Genomic DNA, 25,923 nt, shown 5'->3' on the forward strand with positions numbered 1-25,923 from the left:
ACGTTGGACCACCGGATGCTAGAGTTTTCCGGCTTCATTCAGGGAGGCGGGCTGGTTGCGCCTCCCGAATTCACCAACGAGATCGGCACCTTGTTGCCGATCGCACCATGAGGTCTTTCCTCATTGTAGTATCTACGCCAATCCTCCATCTTTTCGCGGGCATCCGCAAGGGTCAGGAACCAATGCTGGTTCAGGCATTCTGCACGGAAGCGGCCATTGAACGCTTCGATGAAAGCATTATCAGTCGGCTTGCCGGGGCGTGAGAAGTCCAACGTCACACCCTTGGAATAGGCCCACAGGTCCAAGTCGCGCGACACGAACTCGGTCCCTTGGTCGACACGGATCGTTTTCGGATAGCCGGCTTTTTGGCACACCCGTTCAAGGGTTTGCACAACGTCTTCGCCTCTATAGCTATGACGTGGATCAAGCACCGGCACGTAGCGCGAGAAGGTGTCGACCACCGTCAGCACGCGCAGTTTCTTACCCGTTGCGAGTTGGTCGTGAACGAAGTCCATCGCCCAGACGTCGTTGGGTCCGACGGCCATGTGCCGATCCTCGCGAAGCTTGGCTTTTACCCCCCGCTTCGGTGTCTTGTTCCGCAACTGTAGCCCCAAGTCCCTGTAAATGCGGTAGGTTCGCTTGATGTTGGTGCCCCAACCCTCGCGTTCCAACAGCACATGCACGCGGCGATAGCCGTACGTAAGCGCCCGGTGAGGGCCGTCTTGCGAGGTTGAGACGAACATCGGAAGTCCTAGTGCAAACACTAGGAGTAGTCCTATGACGAAGCATCCGATTGAAGTGACACGTCTGTCGAGCGCCGACGGCGCTGGTCTCGGGAAGACAAAGAGCGGCTTGTTGCGGCCTGCTTTGAGCCAGATGCGGTGCTTTCCGAGATTGCCCGTGCGGCCGGTATCCATGTCAGCCAGCTTTTCCGTTGGCGCAAGGAGCTTTGCCAAATCGAGGAGCCGAAGACGGAAACGGCGAGCACGTTGGTGCCGGTGATCCTATCCGAGGCCGCGCCTCCAGCCACGCCCATTCCCTCGGGGCCGCCTGCCCCATCGCAGTCCCGCCGGAAGCGTAGCGATGTGACGATTGAGCTGGGTCGGGGCCGTCGTATTCGCGTGGACAGCGACATCGATACCGAGGCGCTGGGCCGTATTCTCGATGTCGTGCTGGAACGGAGATGATCCCGGTTCCGAGTGGTGTGAAGGTCTGGCTGGCGACAGGCCATACGGACATGCGCAAAGGCTTCCCCGGCCTATCGCTGATGGTGCAGGAGACGCTGAAGCGCGATCCGATGTGCGGACACCTGTTCGTGTTCCGCGGTCGCGGTGGTGGCCTGATCAAGGTCATCTGGCATGACGGCCAGGGAGCCTGCCTGTTTACGAAGAAGCTTGAACGCGGACGCTTCGTCTGGCCGTCGGCGGCAGATGGATCGGTGGTGATCACACCGGCGCAGCTCGGTTATCTGCTGGAAGGTATAGACTGGCGGATGCCGCAAAAAACCTGGCGACCGACGTCGGCAGGATGAGCAAAAGCACTGGAATGGCTGGGTCGAATATGATTCCATCCTACCATGAACGATGCGGCCGAACAGCTTCCTGACGATCTTGCCAGTGCGCTTGCACTGCTGGCGCAAGAGCGTGCCTGGCGTATGAAAGCCGAGGCGGAAGCCGCCAGTGCCAAGGCGCTCGTGTCACATTCAGAAGCGCTGATCGCGCGGTTGAAGCTGGAGATCGAGAAGGTTCGCCGTGAACTTTACGGCAGCCGGTCCGAGCGCAAGGCGCGACTTCTCGAGCAGATGGAGCTGCAACTCGAGGAACTCGAAGCCGACGCTGGTGAAGACGAACTGGCGGCGGAGATTGCTGCCAAGGCTTCTACAGTCCGGGCGTTCGAGCGAAAGCGTCCATCACGGAAGCCGTTTCCCGAACACCTGCCGCGCGAGCGCGTCGTCATCGCCGCCCCGACGAGTTGCCGCTGCTGCGGTTCCGCCAGGCTGTCGAAGCTCGGCGAGGACATCACCGAGACGCTGGAGGTGATCCCGCGCCAGTGGAAAGTCATCCAGACTGTGCGGGAGAAGTTCTCCTGCCGCGAATGCGAGAAGATCACTCAGCCGCCCGCACTTTTCCATGTGACGCCGCGCGGTTTTGCCGGGCCGAACCTGCTGGCGATGATCCTGTTTGAGAAGTTCGCCCAGCATCAACCGCTGAACCGCCAGAGCGAGCGCTATGGCCGAGAGGGGATCGACCTCAGCTTATCGACACTGGCCGACCAGGTCGGTGCTTGCGCGGCGGCGCTGAAGCCCATTCATTCGTTGATCGAGGCGCATGTTCTGGCCGCCGAGCGGCTGCATGGCGACGACACCACCGTGCCGATCCTGGCGAAAGGCAAAACCGATACGGGGCGCATCTGGACATATGTCCGGGATGACCGACCGTTCAGCGGGCAGTCACCACCGGCAGCTCTTTACTATGCGTCGCGGGACCGGCGGCAGGAGCATCCCGAGCGCCACCTGAAGACCTTTACCGGCATTCTGCAAGCGGATGCTTATGGCGGCTACAATCCCCTGTTCAAGGTTGACCGCGATCCCGATCCGCTGACGCAGGCACTGTGCTGGGCGCACTCACGCCGCAAGTTCTTTGTGCTCGCTGACATTGCCACGAATGCCAAACGCGGCAGCCGTGCCATGCCGATCTCGCCGCTGGCGCTGGAGGCTGTCAAACGGATCGATGCCCTGTTCGACATCGAGCGGGAGATCAACGGGCTTGCCGCCGACGAACGCCTGCAGCGCCGTCGCATCGACAGCCTCTCACTCGTCAAAGAACTCGAGGACTGGATGCGGACCGAGCGGGCAAAGCTGTCGCGCAGTTCTCCTGTCGCCGAGGCTATCGATTACATGCTGAAGCGTTGGGACGGCTTCACGTCATTCCTGGAAGATGGGAGAATTTGCCTGACGAACAATGCAGCCGAGCGGGCGCTGCGAGGCTTTGCTCTCGGAAGGAAGTCATGGCTCTTCGCCGGATCGGATCGTGGTGCTGATCGCGCAGCCTTCATGGCGACGCTGATCATGAGCGCAAAGCTCAACGACATCGATCCGCAAGCCTGGCTTGCTGATGTCCTCGCCAACATCGCTGACACGCCGACGAGCAAACTGGAACAATTGCTTCCGTGGAACTGGACGCCGACGGCGCTGGATGCTCAAGCGGCCTGACCTGCGTCCTTCACCGGATGCTTACAGCCGTACCGCACACGGATCTCGCAGATCTCGCGAATACGACGTTCCAGACCGGCCTGATCAGCACGGCGAGAGGTATAGTGGTGAGTTGATCGATCGAAGTTCAACGCTCCACAAGCACGTCGGATCGAGATCGCCCAATCGCAGCACATGCCTTTCACCATCTCCCGCTTCCGAGCAGGCCTTAGAGCTTTCGGCGGATGACATCCTGCAACATCTCGCGGTCCAGCGTCAGATCCGCGACGATCTTCTTCAGGCGCGAATTCTCGTCCTCGAGCTGTTTCAGCCTCTTCATCTCCGGTGGCAGCATGCCCGCGTATTTTTTCTTCCAGTTGAAATAAGTCGCCTGGCTGATCCCCGCCTTCCTGCAGATTTCAGCAACCGACACGCCTTCATCACCTTGCTTCAGAATGAACGCCTTCTGAGCGTCCGAAAACTGCGACGCTTTCATCGTCTTCTGGTCCCTTTCCCAGCCAGGAAAATGCACCGGAAAACTCTAACCAAAACTGGTCCAGTTTGAAGGGTTCAGATCAAAGTGCACAAGATGGTGGCGAATGGGAACGTAGGGTCGTCGCCTCGATCGCCAAGAAATTGAAAAGGGGCCAGCGAGGAGCGCCTTTTGGCTCGCATCGCCGGGTCCGCGATCAAGGCCCTCGACGGAGCGGTGCCGAAATTGCCGAACAGGCGATACTTTCGGCTCTGGTCCGCAAATACAAGACTGGCGGTTCCTAAGCAGCGAGCCCAGGCGGTGCCACGTTCCTCCTACGGCATTTCATTATCCACGCATGTTGCCGAGGCTGCTGAGCCTGCTCGAATTCCGGAACAATGCAGCACATCGGGTCCGCCATCGCGGCGCTGGAATGGCTCAAGCGTCTGATCGACGAGGACGACAGACGGATCGACCCGTATCGATCCGAGACCTGGCTGTAGGCCTGAAGGCCTAGCATCCTGCCGTATTTCACGTTTACCAGGGCGTGGCCTTGTCCCTATTGGCAGATGCTATGGCCGGATGTGTCAAGTAAAAGATCCACCGGATGCGAAAAGAAACACGAGACCTATTGGGCAATGCTTGGGCGGGTCCCGACGCTATGGCGATCTCAGACCTGCACTTGTTCCGGCCCAGGCTGTGGCCGACAGCGATCGTCTCGCGGGGCCGTTGCGACAGGAGGATAGCTGGCAAATCTCAAGCTCACCTCGACATCCGGTTACGCGAGCTTGGCCGCGCCAGCTCGGGCTGTTACGATTCCGGGCGGCTCGATTGCGAAGGCGACGTCCAGACGTGGATGCTGCGACTGGCTTCTGCGAAGCATTCAGTCATCTGCGTACAGGAGCGCCCTGCGATGAACGTCATCCTCGCAGAAGAGACTAGCTTTGGCCTGCGCATGATGGCCGATGCCACAGACACCCACACCTTGTGGGTGTTAATCCGTGTTCGACAGTGGCATGTCGAGAGCGAAGCCTACGACCGGGCGCTAGCCAGGGTGGTCGAGGCGCAGGCGGGGTTACCGATCCATGGGCACTCCGGCTTCGAGCGACGGCCTATTATTTGCCGCCACAGCGCAAGGCGACGGCCCGCGGCACCAAGCGGCGCATCCGCGCCCACTATCGTGCGGAGGGCCACCAACAATTCACCAGGTTTCAGAGTGAATCAGCAGCAACAAAAATCGACGGCAAACTCGATGGGGGCTACGCGGATGGGGGCGCGCTTACTGAGCGCCGAGTCTCAACTGTACCGTCGCCACCGAACTTTGGAGCTGTCGATCCTGTTCAGGACGTTCATTCAGAACCCTACTCGGTTTGTCGTGCTTGCGACAGCGTGATGTGCGGTTTGGCACGTCTCGGCGCTCTAGGGCAGCCATTGAATAACATACAGAACAGTTTTCTGATGCTTTTCGCTCCTTCTGCATTGGCACGAATCTTGAACCTTTTTGTTGCGCGCCGCTAGGAGCTCCCAACGGGGACCTTGGCATCTTCTCAATCCAGCTCTGAACGGAGACACCAATGATGAACAACATGGCAGCCTATCGTGTAACCGAATTAACCCCTCAAGAAGCAGCTGAAACCTCCGGAGGTTGGTATTTTTGGGTTTACTTGTTTTTGCGACGTTACGGACACTTGTTTGGTTGATAAGCGAGCTGGCTCTCGATGGCTCCTAGTGACTACAGACTAGCAGTTCCCCTTTCTGCTGAAACGGCCAGCTGCACCGCAGAAAGCATACTGGCGCGACGATCAGGACGATCCTTGAGCATTTATAGGGCGATCTTGCTCTTCGTCGCCGCGGCATTTGGCTCACTGCCACTCGTTACCATACCGGTCTCCATGCAGAGTGTCGGTACTATTCGCCCGATCGTGGAGAAGACGCCCCTGATAGCGCCCGTCTCCGGACGCATCTCCCGTGTCCTTGCCTTTGAGAACGATGTCGTTGCTAAGGGGAAGGAAATAATCGCCTTTGACGATCATGTAATCGAGGAAAAGCTCAGCGGGGTTTTAGCCGACATTCATGCCAAGAGCGATCTTGCCCATGACTTCCAAACGCTGATTTCTTCCGGCGCAAGGCTCAGCGTCTCGCCCCCCCTCCAAACCGAATCCGCGACGGCTGAAAGGGTGCATTTTCTCAACTTGCTGCGCGAGAACCAAAATGCGCGCAGTAACGCCGCGGCGGAACTCGACCGCGCAAAGCGACTTGTCTCGGCTGCTGCGGCGCCCGCGAAGACCGTTGACGAGAAGGCTTTCGCTCTCCAAAATATCGAGGTCCAAGGCGAGATCCTCGTGCGACGCAAAACCGCTGATTGGAACCAGAAGCTCCTTGATGCTAACCTGCGCTTAAAGGAACTCACGGCCACCTTGCATCAGCTCGAGCACGAACGGGACCTGCACCGCATCCGCGCCCCAGTATCGGGTGCTCTCGAGCAGTTCTCCGGCCTCGCGCACGGAAGCTACGTGCAGAGCGGGCAAACCGTTGGTTGGATCTCGCCGAACGACGATCTGGTGGCGGAAATCTACGTCTCCCCCAACGACATTGGCTTTGTGCAGCCTGGTCAGCCGGTGCGGCTCCAAGTGGATGCCTTTAACTACAACCAATGGGGTGTCATCAAAGCAAGGGTGGTCGAGGTGGCGCAGGACTTCACTCTGCATGACGGGAACCCGGTCTTCAAGGTCCAGTGCGCGCTCTCTCGCAGCGAACTCGCGCTGAAAAGCGGGGCCATCGGCCACCTGAAGAAAGGCATGACCGTGCGGGCTCGCTTTCTGTTGGCCAATCGCACTCTCCTGCAACTGCTCTACGACGAGGCAGACGATTGGCTCAACCCGATGCTGGCGGGGCGCTAATATTGTCCCAACAGCCAGCGAGCCTCCATGTCGAGTAAGGCCATTAAGTTCAAACAGCGTGACATCACGGATTGCGGCGCCGCCAGCCTCGCATCTGTCGCAGCCTTCTATGGCTACAAGTTGCCATTGGCGCGCATCCGCCAGTATGCGTCGACCGACCGCTCCGGTACGAGTGTGCTGGGGCTCACGGAAGCGGCGCAGAAGCTGGGCTTCATCGCGAAAGGCGTCAAAGGTGGCTTCGACAGCCTGTACAAGATCCCCAAGCCCGCTATCGCGCACGTCGTCAAGGAGGACCTGCACCATTTCGTAGTGGTCCATGCGATCGACGCCAAGTGGGTCATCGTCATGGACCCGGCCTTGGGCGAAATCTGCAAAGTGCCGCATCAGGAATTCATGGAGCAATGGACCGGCGTTCTGGTTTTGCTGGTTCCGGCAGACACATTCAATCGTCGAGACGAGACCACGTCGCCCCTCGCCCGATTCGCCCGCCTACTCGCGCCACACCGCACGGTGATGGCGCAGGCTCTCGTCGGCGCTCTTGTGACGACCGTCCTCAGTCTCTCGACGGCGATCTACGTTCAGAAGATCGTTGATCACGTGATCCCAGCGGGAAACCGCAACCTGCTCAACTTGATGAGCATCGCAATGCTGCTGATCCTAGCGATACAGATCCTGATCAACCTCCTAAGAGGCCGACTCGTCCTGCAGACGGGGCAGAAGATCGACGTATGCTTGATCCTCGGCTATTACAATCACATCCTGGCCCTGCCCCAGAAGTTCTTCGATAGCATGCGCATGGGAGAAATCGTGTCGCGCATGAACGACGCTGTGAAAATCAGGAGCTTCCTGAACGACGTTTCGATAAACATGTTTGTTGACATTTTAATGATACTGTTCTCGTTCGGAATGATGTTCATCTATTCCTGGAATATTGCTTTGATCGTGGCGCTCGCCATTCCAATGTACATCCTGGTATATTGGGCCATCAATCGGATGAATCGAAATCTCCAACGAGTCATCATGGAAAATGACGCCAAACTCGAGGCGCAACTGGTAGAATCACTCGGAGCTGTCTCCACCATTAAGACTTCCGGCGTCGAGAGCTTCGCAAACTTCAAAATGGAGACCCGCTTCGTAAAGATGCTGCATTCCGTCTACAGCTCCGGGCTGATCTCAATCTGCGGCGACAACGCCTCGACGTTGCTGTCGGTCCTGTTCACCATCGTGCTGATGTGGTTTGGAACCACGCTTGCGCTCGAACAGGCCGTCACGCCCGGCGAATTGCTGTCCTGCTATACGTTGCTTGGCTATATCACCCGGCCGGTCGCCCGCCTGATCCAGACCAACCGGATCGTTCAAGACGCGTTTATCGCGGCGGATAGACTTTTCGAGATCTTTGAACTGGAGTCGGCAAGCAGCAGCGGCATCGATGCTACGAAGACCGATCTCGGAGATATTCGCCTGGAGAACGTCACATTCCGCTATGGCGCGCAGGCGGAGGTTTTCAGCGATCTAAGCGTCTCCTTTCGCCAAGGAGAGTTGACGGCCGTCGTGGGTGAGAGCGGCTCGGGCAAAAGCACCCTTGCGGCTCTGCTGCAGAATGTCTACCAGCTTGAGGATGGATGCATTCGGATCGGCCAATATGCCCTCCAGGATTTCTCGAGCGCATCACTGCACAAGGTCATGGCTGCAGTACCGCAATCGATAGACGTCTTCTCCGGTTCCGTGATCGAGAACATCGCCCTGGGCGAGTTCGAACCGGAGTTCGATAAGATCGTACGCATCTGTGATCGAATAGGACTGCGGGAGTGCATCGAGCGCTGGCCCGGGCGGTTCCAGGCCCATCTGGGCGAGAACGGGGTTCGCCTCTCCAGAGGTGAGAAGCAGCGCCTCGCATTGGCTCGGGCCCTGTACCGGGATCCCGACGTTCTAATCCTTGACGAAGCGACCTCCTCTCTGGACTCGGCAGCCGAAGAATTTGTGCTGCGGGTTGTTGAGGATCTGTCTCGCGCTGGGAAGACCATCATAGTCATCACTCATCGGTTGAGCACCGTTCGTGGGGCGGACAATATTGTGGTCCTGGACAAGGGGCGGGTCATTGAGGAGGGAAAGCACGCTGACCTAGTGAGAACTGATGGCCCTTACGCTCGATTATGGCGGGCGCCAAGGTCGTGATCCGTGTAGGCCCTGTCGGCTCGAGGATTGAAAACGGTTGTGAACGTCACGGTTAAGCAGCATGGCAACATTGTCGGCTGTGAACTTGAAGCGGCGGTGATCGGAACGTGGGCGATGGACTTCGTTCACGACCAACTCGCAACGGGTAAGAAACTGCGCGTGCTGACGGTGGTCGACACCTTCTCGCGCTACGTGCCGGTGCTTGATCCACGTCATAGCTATAGAGGCGAAGACGTTGTGCAAACCCTTGAACGGGTGTGCCAAAAAGCCGGCTATCCGAAAACGATCCGTGTCGACCAAGGGACCGAGTTCGTGTCGCGCGACTTGGACCTGCGGGCCTATTCCAAGGGTGTGACGTTGGACTTCTCACGCCCCGGCAAGCCGACTGATAATGCTTTCATCGAAGCGTTCAATGGCCGCTTCCGTGCAGAATGCCTGAACCAGCATTGGTTCCTGACCCTTGCGGATGCCCGCGAAAAGATGGAGGATTGGCGTAGATACTACAATGAGGAAAGACCTCATGGTGCGATCGGCAACAAGGTGCCGATCTCGTTGGTGAATTCGGGAGGCGCAACCAGCCCGCCTCCCTGAATGAAGCCGGAAAACTCTAGCATCCGGTGGTCCAACGTTTGGGAGCGTTTCAAGACCGCCGAGGCTCTAATCGCCGCCGGATGAAAATTCAGTGACAGGTCATTTGAAGGCCAACCACCTACCTTCCTGCCGAACACTGGCAGACCAGAAAACAAGGGGCGCAGCCAATACACGTCGCTTGATCAGTGCTTGTGAGATACGCCGGAGCCAAAGAGGAGCCGTAGTGAGTAGTGAACGCACTGTCATGCAGGTTCCTCCATGTCGCCCCCCCCCCCCGCGCCAAGAACGCTAGGGCACACCCCCGGATTGCTTGATTGCTGGGCAGATTAGCGAAGAATTCCGCCCTATATGAGCCGTTTCAACCGCACTTAAACGCGCGCTACATCTGAATAGGTCTTAATTGTTGTTAAGCCATTATCGACCAGGCCAGTTCCCGCCTCGGCGAGCTTTTGGAGGTTGTCGAAGCCAAATCGATGTACGTCGCGGAGCGTCTTCGAGAGTACTACGAGCCGCCCCGCCGTGAGTAATATCCGACCGAATCCCTCATGGTTCACAGTCAACACCGGTGACGCCATCAGTCCGGACTGCTCCTCTATAGCAAGTGCTACGGCGGCATAGAAGATCTCAAGCCGCCACTGCACCTCTAGGTCAGGTCCCCCGATGAGAGGAATCGCCCTACGCTGCTGCCTCGTCACGATGAAATCACAGAGCAAATCGGTGTCCGATTTCTCTTGCCACAATTCAAAGGTGTCTTGAGCACGCATCAGACGCAAGAGGCACTTAATGAAAGGCGTGGCGAGAGCATCTTTCTCATCTAATCGAGCATTGTTGGGGACAGGGGTGACGTTTGACATCAGTTAAAATCCTCCTGAGTGTTGGATGCGGTTTGACTAAGGGCCACACCCGCTTCCGGTAACACCATCCCTTAAAATGGTGCGGCAGATGGGACCTGTGGCGACGCAACTTGGCCCGGACGAATGACATGGCCCCTCGAAACGGGGCGGCCGCAACAACAACGGCAAGCGGCGGGCAACGCTGGCGGGCTTGACGAAAAGCGCTTCACAAGCGAGATTCCCGTCGCGATAGTCCAGTGGCGGTAGGTTTCGCCGCGAACTCCACCCTCAACCAACCTATTCGCCGCCAGGTGTAAAACCGTGTCTCGGGCTTTCGAATTGAGGATCAGGCGGGGGGTGGAATCAGCTTTTCGAGGTCGACAAGGACAGTGAGAGTATCTTGAGAGGCCGTGTACTTGCCGATCCCCCCTTTTCCGTGCGAACTGATGCAGACCTGCCATGTATTTTCCCTTCAAGGTTCAAATCGACTTCGACCGGACGCCACACGTTCCACCAGGCGATTGCCCGCCGCGTAGTTCTGGGAGTTCAAGACTCATGCCAGTCTCCTCCGCTGAGGTTCGGAACACGGCATCTGTATTGTTTCCAGCTTCTTAGCTAGCCCATGAAGAATTGATCGAGGACAACGTTGTCGTGAACCGGACAAGACGCGGTGGGGATCGAAGAAATGGCATCCCGGTGCAGCGGCGGAAGCCTATTCTCCGGCCACGTCAGCAACAAATGACACCCGCCGAAGCCGCTCCGCTCTCAATTCGCGGATTGGGCGCAATGTCCGGCCGCTTGCCGAGGTGCAGCCGGTCGATCTTCTTTGCTTGGCGATCACAGCGCCTCCCAGTGATGGACTCCGAGACCCGCATGCATCACTGGCTGGAGCTCCCTTCCTCGACAGTTAGCGCCGTCATTTGGGGGAATGCCGCGGGCAAATGGAAAGCGGCATAGGCCCCCGCGACGCCGGCGACAGCTCAACAACGCTCTGAATTTCCACAGTGAACGGCTGTTAGACGTAGCCGGCAAAGGGGAAGCTCACGAAGATCAGATGGCCCTTCAGGGCCGGGTCCTGGTCCGATGCCCACCGGATCGACCGGCCGCAAGGTTTTAGGACCGTTTCAACAACCAGCCCCTGGGCGCCTCGGCGGCGTGTATCTTAAGTTGCCGGCGTGCGTCGGCCGCGTTCACTCTCTATCCGCACCAGAACACGGCACCCGGGGGATCATGCTGCCGGCACGACCTAGCTGGCCGGTACCGTCGGCGCCGGCAAGAGGATGACTGTGGCAGCGGCCGTCATGGAGCAGTGCTGCCTCGGTGTGACCGCTGAGGCGATACTCGCTGTTTCCGGTCATTGCTTAGCACAGGCCGGAAAAGCGTTTCTGGTACCTTAGCGAACGCTCGCGATTTTAGCAGGGACAACGGGACCTGGCGGCAAGCGGACCCCAAACAAGTGCGAAGCAAACCGAATCTTTGGCAACCTCAAAGAGGGTGGAGTCGATACCCTGGGGGTCAAGCGCCCGCGTCGTCGCGGAGCATTGGGCGCGAGGGGTTTGCGGATTCTCGATACGTGATTGGCACATCAGTCGGACCTCAGCCGATCTTCGTGCAAAAGGATCCTTTAAAAATGGGCCCCTTAACGCGTGCCTTGGCATGCTTGCTTGCTGACGAAGTTTAGGTTGAGAATTGAACACCGCTAGTTATTCGCAGGATTGCTCGGCAAACGAACGAGGCGGGGTGGCGTTCCAAGCATGAGCTGGGACAGATAGGGAATGTCGCGCACGCTCCAGCGAACTGCTAGTGCTACGGCAATGATCATCGTCCCGAGAATTCCCGCCGCGCCAGACCTCATTGTGGGAGCCCATTGTTCTCCGTATTGTATCAAATCCATGAGACGGAATACCGTAGCCTGCACCAGGTACAACACGAGCGTGCTCTGCCCCACTTCCACGGCGATAAAGCGAACCACCCGGTTCGAGCGTCCAATTTTCCAGGATTGAAGCAGAATCTCGATCATCACTGCAGAGGCCACTGTCGAGCCAAAAAACATCAGAAGGATATCTTTTGCCGACTGCAGATCCTGGATTAAGGCGAGATTGTTGTAGACATAGGTGTCCTCGCGCCACGCCATGAAGCACAAGCTAGCCGCGATAGAGGCGGACATCATCAGGAGTGGCTTATGATGCCGCATTATGCTCGTCCACCAATCTCTCGACTGCGCAAATGAAAATCCCATGCAGAAAAAGGGATAGGTGTACTTTATGAGAGGGAATATAGAAAACGTCACGGGGGCAACTGCGACCAGTATGGATGAGACAAGCAAAGAGCGTGCCGACCCGGAGTTGAAGATCGAAATAAGTTTGACCAAAAGAAAAGAAGCAAACGCAGCCCAGATGAACCAGTATGTGCCGACGAAATCGTGCATGAATTGCAACAGGTTGCCAGGTGCGTCCGGCGGCCGGGGAAACATGAGCAATTTGACTGCCTCCAAAAGGGTGCACCAGAACAGCGTCGGCACCAGGAGCTGCAGCGCGCGATCACCGATGGCTTGCCTGAACGATTTGCCTAGTAGCCCTGATCTAGAGAGATATCCGCTTATCGCCATAAAGAGAGGCATGTGAAACATGTAGATCGATTTGAAGCATGCCGAATCCCAGAAGCCATCACCCTCGTAAAAGATATATTGTATCAGGTGACCGAAAATCACCAAGACAATGAGTATTCCTTTGGCGAAGTCTAAAGCTAGATCGCGATCGTCGGCCTCTGGCGCCTCAGGCACTGTCTTTCCACCTACAATTCTTGCTCGCATTCTCAACATCTCACGATGCCTACGGGAGCCTTTGAAAGCGGCATTTTCCAACCTCTCGTTCATCATGCAGGCTAATCCAGCTTCCGATCAGCGCTCCGACTTCGGCATGCTGAACGACGGCCAACGGTCATACAATTTGCCTGGGTTCCAAGTTCACAGGGCGACCGTGGCGACTTAGGCCCAGTAGCCGTTTTCGGCGTGTCCATTGGCTGTTTTTCGCCGCAACGTACGCCCCGCCTAAACTCGCTGCCGCGCAACTGCTTGGGCTGCCACGTCGTCGAAATCTTCTAACGGACATTTGCGCGTATGCAAGTAGCGCTGCTTGACTCTGCACTCGGCTATTGTTGCGATTGCATATGATTCTCCATGCCAAACTTGCGCGACACCGTATCAAAAGAACATATTGCCGATTCAATGGCTCCTAGCCGCTGTGGGTATCGTCTATCACCTACCGGCGCTTGGGTGTGGATCGGCACCCCAGCGCAACCCCCCAGACGCTGGAGATTTGCTCCATTAGATCCGCCGCCCAACGTGTCCTATATGGCAGCCTCACCATTGTAAAATTCATGCTCCTAATGACACGCATCTGCGGTATGGATGAGTATCGCGGACCCTTGACAACCTTGAGCGGAAGGTCGGTGAGTATCGCGATACACGAGGCTTTGGCCGCGATCGCCGCCGTTTTGGATCGCCGCCAATGATAGCTGGACGTTGGGCTGCCATTGTCGATCCGTATGCGACGTTTGTCGATACGTCAGAGACGACCGTGGTCCCAATCCGTAGGAAGATCGCAGTAAGCGTCAAGATATGCGGGATGCAACGGCCAGTGTCTGGGGATGCGCTCCCCTGTCAAGGTCGAGACCCCCTCCTCGATCAGTGGCTTTCCCTTTTTGGGATACCTCTCCTTCGGTGGCGAAAGAATGAAACCGGGCTGGATATGTCGCTGGTCATTTCGCGCGATTCAAATTGGCGCAGACTTTGCGGCTCGCTTGACGCGACGATCCCCCTGAGCTGAAGAAGGCCGGCCGCAATAGCGCCGAGCATTGGCGCACATATATAAAGCCAGAGTTGAGAGAGTGCCGCCCCTCCTGCGAAAAGTGCTGGGCCGATCGATCGTGCTGGATTCACAGAAGAACCCGAAACGGTGATACCGCCAAGGTGGATCGCAACTAAGGCAAGTCCAATCGCCAATCGTGCAACAGCGCCGCGTCCAGCCGTGCATTTGAGGAATACAGTTACGAACAGGAACGTGGCGATAAACTCGAATAGGAACGCAGCTCTCCATCCGTAGACTACCCAGCCGGTTTGGGCGAAACCTTCTAGGGTGATATCGTAACCGCCGACCTTGTTCATAGCGATAAGGTAGAGCGTGCCTGCCGCCGCGATAGCTCCTGCACATTGGGCGGAGACATACGCGAGAAAGTCCCACACTCTCAATCGGCGCGACACGAGGAAACCCAGGCTGACCGCCGGATTGAGATGCGCGCCCGAGACTGGGCCAATCGTGTAGGCCATTGCAACCACGGTCGTCCCGAAGGCTAAAGCGACACCCAACAGGCCCACCTCTTGACGCATATAAAGCAATGTGCCGCAGCCGAGGAAGACAAGTGTGAAGGTCCCGAAGAATTCGCAAACATACTTTTTCATTTTTCACTCCATTGATTTGACCCCACGTACTTTTCGGTGTCATCCTCGTGCCGCCAAGCGTTCCGCATGCACCGAACCAATCATCGTGTCAGGTCCCGAAAACCTCCGTAGTTGACTTCAATTGCGTCCTTGTCCGACGAGATCGGCATCAGAGCCTATGGTCAACCAGCGTCACCGATCACCAGCAAACGTCGTACCAAATGAAATATGTTGCGCATCACAGCGATCGCTCTGATGACGTTCGGTCTTAGGTTCGAAAGTGCCGTGAACAGGATAGGCAGGCGAACCGTACCGAGACGTATGGACCCGAGCTGGGCTACGAACAAATCGCCAAGCAGCCCATCCTCAAATTATCGAAACAACGACCCTCTTCATGGCTCCAAGCGGAAGGTGGTGCAAAGCAGGAACCAGGACAAGGGTTGATAAGACCGCCAGGGACGTTCACGAGAAGTCGAGTAACGCCCCTTAGCCACGAACAGGCACATGATCCTTGGCGCGATTTGAAGTCCGCGTGAATTCCCTTGTCCCCAGCGCAACCGTCGACATTTTTCGCAAATGTCGGGCATTCGCCACTTTTGTCAGATTTGTCGTGACTGGAACGTTTTGTTCGCCGGTCTCTCCGCCAAATACACATCAACCTGCCCTCAACCCGCCCATCGATAAACGAAAATCATCTTCTTGGCGCGTCGGAGCAGTTGGCATGGTGTTTGCTGATCCCTGGTTACAAGCGGCAGAAAGCAGTCTGCATGATGCCGGTTCATGAAACGAACGGAACGGAGGCCACCTGACCGTTCGTCATCGGATCCGCGTTCTACCAAAGCGGCCATGCATAGTCCGCCGGCGGAAGGGGTCAATCCCGATGTCACAGCTTGCAACCAACTCAAAGAGAAGGAAAATGCAATGACCAAGATTTCCGAAAGATCCTTTGAAACGATCGAAAACCCGGGGTCATCGCCGCTCAAGGTGCCAGATCAGTTCGGCGCATCCGTTGAAAAGGGGAACAAGCAGGTGACAGAGGCTCTTTTGAAATTTGCGTCCGGCGCTGAAGCGACACAGAAAATGCTGCCTCCGATCCTCGAAACGACAAGTCTATTCGGCAACGAATTGTGGTGGAAGACGATCGCTGCACTGCAAGCCGACGCCGAGGCCGGCTTCTCACATTTGCAAGCTTTGCTGGGCGCGAATTCGCCGTCGCAGATCCTCGAACAGCAGTCGACCTTTTTCCGCAAGCGCGTTGAGACAAGTTTGCAGCACGCCAAGGAAGTCCGGGAGCTCTCAAGCAGGGCGGTGGAGGAAATCTCAAAGCCGGTCAAGGATGCTTTTGACAAGGTCCTGACGAACCCCAAAGCGACGTAAAGTTGACTCGGCACTAAGATCAGGGCTGGACGAATCATGATCGGAGCCGCTTTCGAGGAGACAACATTATGCGGCCGACTGATGTTTCATCTGTTCGCGGCGCTGGCGAATTCCGGCGTGATCTGGTCAGAGAGCGGACCCGTGCCGGCCCGGAGGAACGTGGTAGGCGCGGCGGCGGCCGCCGCAGATAAGCTTGCCAGGGCCTCATCTGGTGGCTGGCCACAAAGTGCGCGAGGCCATCGCACCTTACGAGGCTCTTAGATGGTTACATGTGGGGGATAGTAAAATGATTGTAGCTGTTCCAAATAGCGGGGCGTCACGGATTAACCAATCCGGTGTAGAAGCATTACGAGAATTTCCTAACTTTCCGATAGGCGGGATCTTGTTCAAGGATATAGCGCCTATGCTGGCTGGTAGAGGTGCATTGGGCGAAGTCGTTTCTACCGTCGCAAGCCAAGTGTCGGGAACAGAAATCGATGCCATTTTGGCGGTTGATGCGCGTGGTTTCATCTTGGGCGCCTCATTGGCTGATAGGCTCGGTTGCGGTTTCATCATGGTAAGGAAACCCGGTAAACTGCCGGGGGACGTCCTCTCATTTGAATACAGCTGTGAATACTGCTCCGGAACCCTGGAGGTAACTGCCGGCCTCATCGGTGACGGCCTGCGATGCCTGATTGCTGATGACCTTCTAGCGACGGGTGGCACTGCTCGGGCGACTGGGAATTTTGTCAAGTCCCAAGGCGGAGAGATCGCCGGATACGCATTCATACTCGAAATCGAAGTTTTGAAAGGCAGGCGTCAATTGGACGACGCACCAGTGATCAGTGCGATGACGTGCTAGCGCAGCAACATAGACGTAAGGAGGCAAGCGCATGAATACCCCTGATTGGCTTTCGACACCGCAGGACGTGCATGTAGCCAGTCAGACGCTACAGGCCCTCGTCACAAGTGAACTTTCGAAACGAGTCGTCTCGGAAAACGAAATTAAAACGATCTATCTGTTTCTAACCCGCAAGTGCAATTTGGGATGCCACCACTGTTATATCGCAGGCGTCGGGCCCAAGGCCAAGGGCATTGATTTCAACCTGGAGGCGATCCAAGGACTGATCGAGCAAGCACTACCCAATGGGCTGCGCAAGGTTAAGGTTTCCGGGGGTGAACCGATGGTTCACAAGGAATTCATGGCAGTCATGGAATATCTCGCATCCTGTGGGCTGAAGGAGCTGGTTTTCGAGACGAATGGAACCCTCTTTGACGAGTTCACGATCGAGCAGCTAAGTAGGCTCCCCAATTTGACGGTCTTCATCAGCCTCGACCATTTCGACCCAGAGGCGCACGACGCTTTCAGAGCAAAATCGGGTGCGTTCGCCAAGACTGCGATTGTCCTGCAGCGGCTTGGAAAAACTGACATCTCTACGGTGGTAACGACGACTGCCTATCGCAACAACTATGACAAGGTGATTTCGATTATAGATTTGGTGCTCGGCTGGGGCATCAAGAAGCATCGGACGCTGCTCAACATACATCCGATGGGCAACGCGCGCAGCCATGAGGACAATGCGATAAGCTTGGAGGAATGCAAGCTACTGATAGGCGATCTTTTGAAATCTCCCCATTTTGAGAGTGGCGCTGCATACATGACTCTGCCGCCGGCTCTGATGCCTCTCAAGTATCTGAACGGCGTGCATACTTGCGGTTGGGGCGACAACGTACTGGGCATACTGTCGAACGGACAAGTTTCGATGTGCAGTGCCTCCTACGATGATCCGGAAATGATCGCCGGCAATGCCTTCGAAATGCCCTTGATGGAAATCTGGCGCAACAGCCCGTTCTTCCATGAGCTACGCGAGGTGGTGAGTGGCGAGGTTAAGGGCGTCTGCGGCAACTGCGTGTTTTATCCAGTCTGTCGCGGCGTCTGCAAGATGAGTAGCTGGTCGCACTATGGTGAAAAGGACGCGCCCTATCCGCTGTGCCAGGAACTTTACAATAACGGAGGTTTTCCGGAGTACGCCCTGGTGGACCCGACGAAAGATTCCACCTACCGCCGCGGAGTTATAGCGAAAGAGCGTCGGCCCGCCGCCGAAGCTCCTGTCTATAACTTCTCGGAGGAAATCGCGGCTGCTGCGCAACACACTCACTAACGCAGGAGGCGCGACGTAATAATTGCTGTGTCGACGACGTAATTTAACCAGGTCAACAAAAATAACGTGGAGGATTGAGGATGAGCAGAGCTTTCCGAGGTGCAGCGGGTGTGGCGCACACACTTGCGAACAACGCGATACGATCCGGCAACAAAGCAGCCGCCCAGCAAGCCCAGGTGATTTCTCGTCTCGCGGAAGGACTCGCCCGGCTGCAGGCGGGTTTGGATGACCAAGCTCAGCAATTGACGGCTGGCCTTGTAAAATTAGAGCAATCGCTAAAGGTGTCACGCAGATCGCAACGGTCGAAATCCGGCTCACTCGCTGCTAACGGCGAACTACAAGACTACTACGTTGATATAACCGCCTCGAAGAAATTTGGCAAAGCCAATTGGCCGCGCGCCGCCGATTCAGGTCTTGTAGGACGCCGCATTGGGCGAGGACCGGTTAGGATGACTGGTTCCGACACACAATCGGCAAAGGCGGTTACCGCCGCATTCGCCAAACTTCTCTCGGCTCAGGCACAATTGCTGCAGATACGCAGTGAAGTGGAAGACCTCAAGAAGGTTCAGAGGTAGCGGCAATGGCTAGTTCCCGACTGTTTGGCTACGCCGTTGACGAAGAGGATGGCAAGCTGGTAATCGTGATTGACGGATTGCTTGCCGAAAGTTGCATCCGGCAAATTCGGGACAGCGCCCAGACGGGCCGCGGTGGTGAACTCTTGTCGCGATTGCTGCCGGTAAGTTCGGTTTACAAGCTTATGTCTGGACAAGAGGAACGCGCTGAAGAAACGCTCAGCCTTGAACAGTTGCTTGGACAAAACGTCGACCAGAGTTTCGCTTCCTTCGAACAACAGTTCGCCGACCTGAGGCAGACACTAGCCGAATTCGGCAGCCCGGAAAGTTCGAAATAAATCACGCAGCCGTATCAGGAGTCTCCGCGATGCTTCGGTTGTCACCAGAAGACTCTATTTTGCTGATCACCTGCCGGGCCTACCTACGACCCGAGGATGAAGAGCGTTTGGTCCGTCTCTGCAAGGAGCCTGTCAACTGGCCCTATGTGGTATGGCGCGCCGAGCATAATCGGACGGTGCCGCTGCTTGAGAATCACTTGCGCCGCCTCGATTTGTTGACACTATTGCCTACTGAGGCGGCGCATTACGTTCAGTGCTGGACTGTCATGTCAAAGGTCAGGTCCGCACTCGAATTTCGCAATCTGCCAGAAATCATGGATGCGCTGGATCGGGCCGGCATCGCCTGGTTCCTGGTGAAGGGACCAGATCTCGCGCTTCTCCACTATCCCGATCCACTCCTACGGCCGATGACCGATCTCGACATCATGGTCAAGCCCGCTGACGCGCAGCGCGTGCAGCGGCTCATGTTCGATCTCGGCTACCGGCACGGTATTTTCGACCCTTCAAATGGCAACTGGCATCCGGAACGAAAGGAACTCGATGACGAAACCTTCCGCGAAAGTTATTCCTTGCCGGTGTTTGTAAGGATAGAATCCGTTGAATCTCCGTTCCCTGGTCCCGCGGTGCCACGCCAGCTGCGCTACCGCCACGTAAAGGGATACATCGATTCCGCGAAGAAGCTGCACATGCCCATCTTCATTGATATGCATGTAAATCTCTCCGTCGGCATCGATGTCGAAGACATATGGTCAGGCGTGCGTCTTGCAAACGGTCTAGGCCGCATATTGCAGGTCCAATCCGCGACTGGCGCCGTCTGGTTCCTTTCGGCCAGGCTTTATCACGAGGCCTTCCTTTATAATTCGCTTCGACTATTGATGTTCGGCGATCTTCATGCGGTTCTACACAAAGAAATGGCGAATATTAGCTGGGCGGAGGTCGCTGCGATAGGTTACAAATACGAGATGAGGCCGGCGTTATATTTCGTCCTGACGCAGATGAAGCGCATCTGTGGGATAGACATACCGTCCGAGTTCCTAGAGCTCATTCGACCCGATCAAACCGAGGTACCACTTCAACATGATTGGGGCGACGTGTTGCCCAAACTGCTGTCTATTCCCACTGTTAACGATCTTGAGCTGGCGTAAATATGGCGCCCGAGTCACCATATCGTACAGATCCTGCGGCGAACGACCTTCGTATCGCAGCAACCGAAACCTCTGCAAAGTTTGCGTCAACAGTCCATCGGGCCCTCACGCGGTCAGGAATAACGATCCTAAACACGCAGGTGTTCAGCAATGGCCAGATGGCTGTCACTCCGCGCGACGGCGGGCTTGGCGGAAATGTGGTGGTCGTGCAAACATTTCCTGACAGCGTTCATGATCGTCTTTTCGAGTTGTTCCTAGCGCTTGGTGCCGTGCGGGCGCGGGGTCCCCGCACGATTACCGCTGTTCTTCCCTACCTCCCATATTCGCGTTCGGATCGCCCTGCCTTCGACGGCGGACCTGTACCGGTGCGAATCCTTGCGGGGATTATCGAAACTCTCGGTATAGATCGGCTGATAACTTTCGAACTCCATGTTCCTCAGCTGTGCGCCGCATTTGCCTGTCCTGTCGTCAATCTTCAGTTCGCTCCCGCCCTAGTTCGCCATCTCGGTTCTGCGGCCGTCGATGGCGACATGGTCGTTTCACCGGATTTCGGCGGAGCGAAGCGAGCTGAGCACTTGGCGGCCCTGCTCGGCTGCCCATTCGCTGTCATGCGCAAGCACCGCAGAGACGATGATGACTTTCGGGAGAGCGTCGAGATTCTGGGGGACGTTGCTGGCCGGACGATCATCCTGATTGACGACGAAATCAACAGTGGTCAGACGGCTTTTTCAGCCGCCGCACATCTCAAAGCGGCAGGCGCTCGCAAGATAACCCTTGCCGCAGCCCATGCCATATTCACGCCGTCGCTGAACGAAAACTGGGGACGGTCTCAGATCGACCGCATCGTTGTGACCGACAGCGTCGGACGTACCGACAATTTCCCCGACAGTGTCGAAGTAGTCTCGATCGGCAACGAAATTGCAGGCGCGCTGCAGGCACGCTGAGAAGCATTACCTGAAATCTAGCATCACGCGATTAACACGTGGATCGAGCGCCTGCTCGAATGCCTCTTGGGCGTTTGACGAGGGCCAAAGATTGACCTGCAGCACGTCGAAGCGTGCGGCGTGTTCAACGATGGTTCGGATGGCATTTCTCACGTCGTCCGCGCTTTGGGCTATGGTGCCGATCAGTTCAATTTCCCGGTAATGCAGAAAGTTAGCGCCTACCGATAACAAATCGGACGTCGGAATCGATTGGTAGAGTACAATCCTGGCACCGCGTGACGCCGCAGCTATGGCCCCCTGAATGCCTCTGACACCGAAGCGCGTGCAAAAGATGCAGTCGAAGCCCCAGCCATCCGTTAATTTCTCGACGAGTTTCGGATCAGACAGAGAATGAACTGACCCCGTTGCATGGGCGCCGGTCGACATCACAGGCCCATGCGTTGCCACGTCGTCATCGAAAAGGTAAACGTCGCATCCTTTGGTTGTCAGAAGTATCGAATGGAGAAGGCCCATCGTGCCTCCGCCGATGACGGCCACAGTGTCTCCAGCCTTTGCACGCGCCCTATTTATGCCGCGTGCCACGCAGGCGACAGGTTCAACTAACGCGGCACGCTCGGGAGCCAAAAAGGAAGGCACGGAAAAAACCTGATAGGCGGGTACGCCCACAAAATTGGCCAATCCCCCCGGCCCCTGCGGCACCCCTCCTCTCGCTTTAGGATTTAAATATGCACAGTGGTTGTCCAGTCCGAGGCGGCAGGCACGACATTGGCCGCATCTGCGCATTAAAAGCACCGCAACGCGGTCTCCTACGCGCAGGCCATCCGGTACATCGTCCGGCAGAGACACGATCGTGCCTGACAACTCGTGCCCGCCCCAATAGGGGTAAGTCGGCTTGGCGCCCCGATAAACGCGTTGCTCCGGTGTGCAGAGTCCACACAACTCTATCCGCACACCGACTTCGGACGATACGGCGAGTGGAACCGACAATGTCCATTCTTCAACCTTGCGGGGGCAAGTAATTACGAGTCCACGAACCTCCATACGAGACCTCTCGCTCCCCGACACACCGACTATCCTAATATGTACACTTACTTGCATCCAGAATCTAGCCAACAACCACAGGCGGCAGTCAGAAAGCTGATGAAATCACGTGCCTTGCTGGCGGGCTTGCTTATGTCCTGGGTCTTGACAAGCTTCTCGGAGATATCGTCGGCGCAAACGGCAAAGGACGTTTCAAGCGGCAGAAGTGTTCCCTTGCGCAAGGAGCGACGAAACTATTGAAGGTAGAGTGGAGCGCTTGGGCCGCGTCAATGCCACCAGCCTCAAACACGAGCCGCGGTTTACCAGCCCGTTCTTCGATGCATCCTCATCTCTGCGAAGATGCCATGTCGCCTTCCCTCATCTGCCCGCGCGAACCCTCCTAAGAGCCTATCGCCACATCGTCCAAAGCTTCATCCTTCGTGGCGCACCGGTTCGAACCGAACAGACCAACAATCCGAGTCGCACCGAGAAGGATGACGGCAACTAGATCGGTAGTTGGGCGGCCGCAACATCAGAAAGGTCTCAGCGTTTGCTGGACGCGTGCCTGCGATGGCGGTGGTGGCAACGATCTTCTCTGGCTGCCCCAAGCGCGGGAGAGGCCATTCGACGCTAGCAAGAGTTCGCTCGAACCTGATATCCGTTACCGCAACGACTTCGCTGAGACCACCTCCCAGGCACCATTCTACGATGCCGGCGAACAAGGTCAGCGTTGCCTCGTGAACGGAACCATCTCCCCTCCCCTCCCCTCCACTCTTCGAGGTGTCGACGCAAAAGCGAGAACTCTAGACCATCAGGGGATTGGCGTTCAGGCGACCCTTCGGGAGCAGAGACGGAAATACGTCTACCAGCATGGTCGGTCCCATCGCAGACAAATCGCGTGCACATCCTGCAAGTGGTCCAGCCGCGGTGACATCCAGGATGGCAGTCGGGGCGAGAGCGTCAACCCCATCTGCCTCGCACTCGTCGACTACTTCTACATCCCAAGTGCGAGTGGAAAAGATCCTCGCACGTAGCCTATGATCGTCCTGAAGCAGCTACGCTTCGTAGTAAATTTTTGGTGTCGAGATCGCGAATACCTGCATGAATTTCTCCGCCGCCGTTAGGCGCCGGGAACTCTGCACGAATTGGAATCGGGCGTCCGTTGTCGAATGCTTACGGTTTTGTGCGAGTGAGTCGCGGCAAGGGGATCACCGACTTTGCCGAGGTCTTCTGCTTTTCGTCTAAATCGCCGGGGCACATTTGTAGGATTCACAATAAAACACACCATGACCAATCGGTACCGCGGTCTTGCTAAGCTGCAGGATATAAACGGAAAAATCCATTTACTCTACGTTCCGGGTTTATCCACGTTAGCCTTTCGTTAACCTAAAACCCCTTGCTCAAAATGCAGAATCGGCTCTAATAGCTAGTGGCGGAACTTTAGCGGTTTCGCGAAAAGTTCCGCCACTTGCAGGAAATGGATTTTGAGATGGCGAAAACCGCAGCAAAAACAGCGCCGGTCGTCGAAGGGTTGACCGCATTGATGGAGCGTCATGCTGACGCTCTCTCCAGCCAACTTCAAGCACATCATCTCAAGGTCTTCCCGCCGACGTCCGAAAAGGGCATTCGATCCTTTGCACCGTCAGAAGCCTCAAAATTGCTTGGCATCGGTGAGTCTTATCTTAGACAAACTGCTTCGGAAATGCCTGAACTGCACGTTAGTATGAGCCCTGGCGGTCGACGCACGTTCACGATCGAAGATATTCATTCAATCCGTAAGCACCTGGACCTGATTGGCCGCGGGAACCGGCGCTACCTGCCCCATCGTCGCACGGGGGAGCAGCTTCAAGTCGTCTCGGTGATGAATTTCAAAGGCGGCTCGGGCAAGACGACGACAGCCGCGCATCTGGCACAGTACCTGGCAATGCGTGGCTACCGGATTCTCGCGATTGATCTTGATCCCCAAGCAAGCCTTTCCGCACTCTTCGGCAGTCAGCCAGAAACTGACGTTGGTCCGAACGAAACACTCTATGGCGCCATCCGGTATGATGACGAGCAGGTCCCAATCGAGCAGGTTGTCCGAGGAACGTACATCCCGGATCTTCATCTAATTCCTGGCAATCTTGAACTGATGGAGTTTGAGCACGATACCCCGCGCGCGCTTATGAACCGGAAGGAAGGTGACACGCTTTTTTACGGTCGGATCAGTCAGGTCATCGAAGACATCGCGGACAACTACGATGTCGTCGTTATCGATTGCCCTCCCCAACTTGGCTATCTCACGCTTTCAGCTCTGACCGCCGCAACCTCGATCCTCGTCACCGTCCATCCCCAGATGTTGGATGTAATGTCGATGAACCAGTTTCTGGCGATGACCTCGAATCTCCTTCGGGAAATCGAGAACGCAGGCGCCCAGTTCAAGTTCAATTGGATGCGCTACCTCGTCACTCGTTTTGAACCGAGCGATGGCCCGCAGAACCAGATGGTGGGCTATCTGCGTTCGATCTTTGGCGAAAATGTCCTCAATTTTCCGATGCTCAAGACGACCGCCGTTTCGGACGCTGGCCTGACGAATCAAACCCTCTTTGAGGTTGAGCGCGGACAGTTCACGCGCTCGACCTATGATCGGGCCTTAGAGGCGATGAACGCCGTCAACGACGAGATCGAAACTCTAATCAAAAAAGCATGGGGTAGAACCACATGAGTCGGAAGCACCTCCTTGACGTCACCACGGACGCGCCCGACAGCTCATCAGCTGCTGAACACAGAGCGGCAAAGACTCGCTCCATGCCGCTTCTCGGCGTGACCAGAAAAGAACGAGATCCAGCGACGAAGCTGACTGCAAACATCGGTAACGCGTTGCGCGAGCAAAATGATCGTCTTGGTCGTGCCGAGGAGATCGAGCGGCGTCTCGCCGAAGGTCAGGCCGTGGTTGAACTGAACGCGTCGTCAATCGAGCCGTCCTTCGTTCAGGATCGCATGCAAGGTGATATCGAAGGACTTCTTGCATCCATCCGCGAGCAAGGACAGCAGGTCCCAATCCTTGTGAGACCTCATCCCGTTAAACCCGCGCACTACCAAGTTGCCTTTGGACACCGCCGGCTGCGCGCCGTTTCGGAGCTAGGACTGCCGGTCAAGGCGGTTGTTCGAGACTTGACGGACGAGCAGTTGGTTGTCGCACAGGGTCAGGAAAACAATGAGCGCGAAGACCTCACCTTCATCGAAAAGGCACGTTTCGCACACAAGCTAAACAAGCAGTTTCCACGAGAAATCGTCATCGCGGCTATGTCAATCGATAAAAGCAACTTGTCGAAGATGCTCCTGCTTGTTGACGCCCTCCCCTCTGAATTGATCGATGCCATCGGCGCCGCTCCAGGCGTTGGACGCCCAAGTTGGCAGCAATTGGCAGAGCTGGTTGAGAAAGCATCGCCTCCGGCAGGCGCTGCGAAATATGCTGCCTCGGAGGAGGTGCAGGCGCTGCCGTCGTCGGAACGGTTCAAGGCAGTGATCGACCATCTGAAACCGCGTCGGACTGCGCGCGGGTTGCCAGACGTCCTGTCGACCCCCGATGGCGACAGGCTTGCGCAGGTCACGCAGAGCAAGAGCAAGCTCGAAATTACCATTGACAGGAAAGCCACGCCGGATTTCGCGGCTTTCGTACTCGAGCATTTGCCGGCGCTTTACCAGGCGCATCGCGCAAAGCATCAACGGAAACAGGGAGTGTAACCCGCAAAAGAAAAGAGCTCCCTCAACGTCGCCGTCGTGGAAGCCCTTCTGTCTCTGTAGC

General features: G+C 56.6%; 18 protein-coding genes and 7 pseudogenes. 17 read left to right on the forward strand and 8 right to left on the reverse strand.

Annotation, left to right across the window (positions count from 1 at the left end; genetic code table 11):
* Positions 1–38: 38 nt before the first annotated feature.
* A pseudogene (locus C4N04_RS29005) lies at positions 39–698 on the reverse strand (IS3-like element ISRel21 family transposase); the annotation flags it as partial.
* Between the two features lie 126 nt (positions 699–824).
* Here C4N04_RS29005 and C4N04_RS29010 point away from each other — a divergent pair.
* From C4N04_RS29010 to C4N04_RS29020, 3 genes and pseudogenes are all read left to right on the forward strand, one after another.
* Positions 825–1,187 (forward strand): annotated as a pseudogene (locus C4N04_RS29010) (transposase); the annotation flags it as partial.
* Complete coding sequence (gene tnpB, locus C4N04_RS29015; RefSeq protein WP_008536947.1) at positions 1,184–1,531, forward strand: IS66 family insertion sequence element accessory protein TnpB; 348 nt, start codon at positions 1,184–1,186, stop codon at positions 1,529–1,531. The pseudogene C4N04_RS29010 and the gene tnpB, both read left to right, overlap by 4 nt.
* Positions 1,532–1,576: 45 nt before the next feature.
* Positions 1,577–3,211 (forward strand): IS66 family transposase, encoded by a 1,635-nt coding sequence (locus C4N04_RS29020; protein ID WP_064826120.1) that lies wholly within the window; start codon positions 1,577–1,579, stop codon positions 3,209–3,211.
* Positions 3,212–3,237: 26 nt separating this feature from the next.
* On the opposite strand, the pseudogene C4N04_RS29025 reads toward C4N04_RS29020, so the two are convergent.
* Positions 3,238–3,686 (reverse strand): annotated as a pseudogene (locus tag C4N04_RS29025) (IS3-like element ISRel21 family transposase); the annotation flags it as partial.
* An 825-nt stretch (positions 3,687–4,511) separates the two neighbouring features.
* On the opposite strand from C4N04_RS29025, the pseudogene C4N04_RS32330 reads away from it, so the two are divergent.
* From C4N04_RS32330 to C4N04_RS29045, 5 genes and pseudogenes are all read left to right on the forward strand, one after another.
* Positions 4,512–4,774, forward strand: a pseudogene (locus C4N04_RS32330) (Tn3 family transposase); the annotation flags it as partial.
* 462 nt (positions 4,775–5,236) lie between these two features.
* Positions 5,237–5,362: a hypothetical protein gene (locus C4N04_RS32535; protein ID WP_004676277.1), complete on the forward strand. Its 126-nt coding sequence runs from the start codon at positions 5,237–5,239 to the stop codon at positions 5,360–5,362.
* A gap of 114 nt (positions 5,363–5,476) precedes the next feature.
* A complete protein-coding gene (locus tag C4N04_RS29035) occupies positions 5,477–6,562 on the forward strand; it encodes an HlyD family efflux transporter periplasmic adaptor subunit (RefSeq protein WP_008533948.1) in 1,086 nt (361 codons plus the stop codon).
* Between the two features lie 27 nt (positions 6,563–6,589).
* Positions 6,590–8,737, forward strand: a complete 2,148-nt coding sequence (locus C4N04_RS29040) for a peptidase domain-containing ABC transporter (protein WP_106797626.1) — start codon at positions 6,590–6,592, stop codon at positions 8,735–8,737.
* Positions 8,738–8,845: 108 nt separating this feature from the next.
* A pseudogene (locus C4N04_RS29045) lies at positions 8,846–9,328 on the forward strand (IS3-like element ISRel21 family transposase); the annotation flags it as partial.
* 368 nt (positions 9,329–9,696) lie between these two features.
* On the opposite strand, the gene C4N04_RS29050 reads toward C4N04_RS29045, so the two are convergent.
* The 4 genes and pseudogenes from C4N04_RS29050 to C4N04_RS29070 all read right to left on the reverse strand — a co-directional run bounded on the left by C4N04_RS29050 (position 9,697) and on the right by C4N04_RS29070 (position 14,620).
* On the reverse strand, positions 9,697–10,182 hold the full coding sequence (locus C4N04_RS29050) for a NifX-associated nitrogen fixation protein (RefSeq protein ID WP_004677039.1): 486 nt from the start codon (positions 10,180–10,182) through the stop codon (positions 9,697–9,699).
* A 281-nt stretch (positions 10,183–10,463) separates the two neighbouring features.
* Positions 10,464–10,609 (reverse strand): annotated as a pseudogene (gene nifH, locus C4N04_RS32620) (nitrogenase reductase); the annotation flags it as partial.
* Between the two features lie 1,251 nt (positions 10,610–11,860).
* Positions 11,861–12,973: a nodulation factor fucose acetyltransferase NolL gene (gene nolL, locus C4N04_RS29065; protein WP_312883029.1), complete on the reverse strand. Its 1,113-nt coding sequence runs from the start codon at positions 12,971–12,973 to the stop codon at positions 11,861–11,863.
* An 873-nt stretch (positions 12,974–13,846) separates the two neighbouring features.
* Positions 13,847–14,620 carry an aquaporin gene (locus C4N04_RS29070; protein ID WP_004677031.1) on the reverse strand — a complete coding sequence of 258 codons (774 nt, stop codon included), beginning with the start codon at positions 14,618–14,620 and terminating at the stop codon, positions 13,847–13,849.
* 900 nt (positions 14,621–15,520) lie between these two features.
* Between C4N04_RS29070 and C4N04_RS29075 the strand changes: the two genes are divergently transcribed.
* From C4N04_RS29075 to prs, 7 genes are all read left to right on the forward strand, one after another.
* Positions 15,521–15,976 carry a phasin gene (locus C4N04_RS29075; protein WP_018247122.1) on the forward strand — a complete coding sequence of 152 codons (456 nt, stop codon included), beginning with the start codon at positions 15,521–15,523 and terminating at the stop codon, positions 15,974–15,976.
* 286 nt (positions 15,977–16,262) lie between these two features.
* On the forward strand, positions 16,263–16,817 hold the full coding sequence (locus C4N04_RS29085) for an adenine phosphoribosyltransferase (protein WP_004672710.1): 555 nt from the start codon (positions 16,263–16,265) through the stop codon (positions 16,815–16,817).
* Between the two features lie 31 nt (positions 16,818–16,848).
* Positions 16,849–18,117: a radical SAM protein gene (locus tag C4N04_RS29090; protein WP_004672712.1), complete on the forward strand. Its 1,269-nt coding sequence runs from the start codon at positions 16,849–16,851 to the stop codon at positions 18,115–18,117.
* A gap of 80 nt (positions 18,118–18,197) precedes the next feature.
* On the forward strand, positions 18,198–18,692 hold the full coding sequence (locus C4N04_RS29095; RefSeq protein ID WP_004672713.1) for a hypothetical protein: 495 nt from the start codon (positions 18,198–18,200) through the stop codon (positions 18,690–18,692).
* Positions 18,693–18,697: 5 nt separating this feature from the next.
* Positions 18,698–19,027 (forward strand): hypothetical protein, encoded by a 330-nt coding sequence (locus tag C4N04_RS29100; RefSeq protein ID WP_004672714.1) that lies wholly within the window; start codon positions 18,698–18,700, stop codon positions 19,025–19,027.
* A 29-nt stretch (positions 19,028–19,056) separates the two neighbouring features.
* Entirely contained in the window at positions 19,057–20,172 is a 1,116-nt protein-coding gene (locus tag C4N04_RS29105) for a nucleotidyltransferase family protein (protein WP_004672715.1), read from the forward strand.
* A gap of 2 nt (positions 20,173–20,174) precedes the next feature.
* Positions 20,175–21,116, forward strand: coding sequence for a ribose-phosphate diphosphokinase (gene prs, locus C4N04_RS29110; protein ID WP_011053499.1), 942 nt, complete (start codon positions 20,175–20,177; stop codon positions 21,114–21,116).
* 6 nt (positions 21,117–21,122) lie between these two features.
* Here prs and C4N04_RS32540 read toward each other — a convergent pair whose 3' ends face one another.
* The gene (locus C4N04_RS32540) at positions 21,123–22,214 is read right to left on the reverse strand and encodes a medium chain dehydrogenase/reductase family protein (RefSeq protein WP_309506636.1); all 1,092 of its coding nucleotides are present in this window, start codon (positions 22,212–22,214) and stop codon (positions 21,123–21,125) included.
* 353 nt (positions 22,215–22,567) lie between these two features.
* A pseudogene (locus C4N04_RS29120) lies at positions 22,568–23,191 on the reverse strand (acyl-homoserine-lactone synthase).
* A gap of 434 nt (positions 23,192–23,625) precedes the next feature.
* Here C4N04_RS29120 and repA point away from each other — a divergent pair.
* Both repA and repB read left to right on the forward strand, forming a co-directional pair.
* A complete protein-coding gene (gene repA / locus C4N04_RS29125; RefSeq protein WP_008534005.1) occupies positions 23,626–24,840 on the forward strand; it encodes a plasmid partitioning protein RepA in 1,215 nt (404 codons plus the stop codon).
* On the forward strand, positions 24,837–25,862 hold the full coding sequence (gene repB, locus C4N04_RS29130; protein WP_106797627.1) for a plasmid partitioning protein RepB: 1,026 nt from the start codon (positions 24,837–24,839) through the stop codon (positions 25,860–25,862). The genes repA and repB overlap by 4 nt, the downstream gene beginning before the upstream one ends.
* The last annotated feature ends 61 nt before the right edge of the window (positions 25,863–25,923 follow it).

Origin of the sequence: Rhizobium sp. H4 (assembly GCF_003013335.1) — a bacterium.
Taxonomy (GTDB): domain Bacteria; phylum Pseudomonadota; class Alphaproteobacteria; order Rhizobiales; family Rhizobiaceae; genus Rhizobium; species Rhizobium sophoriradicis.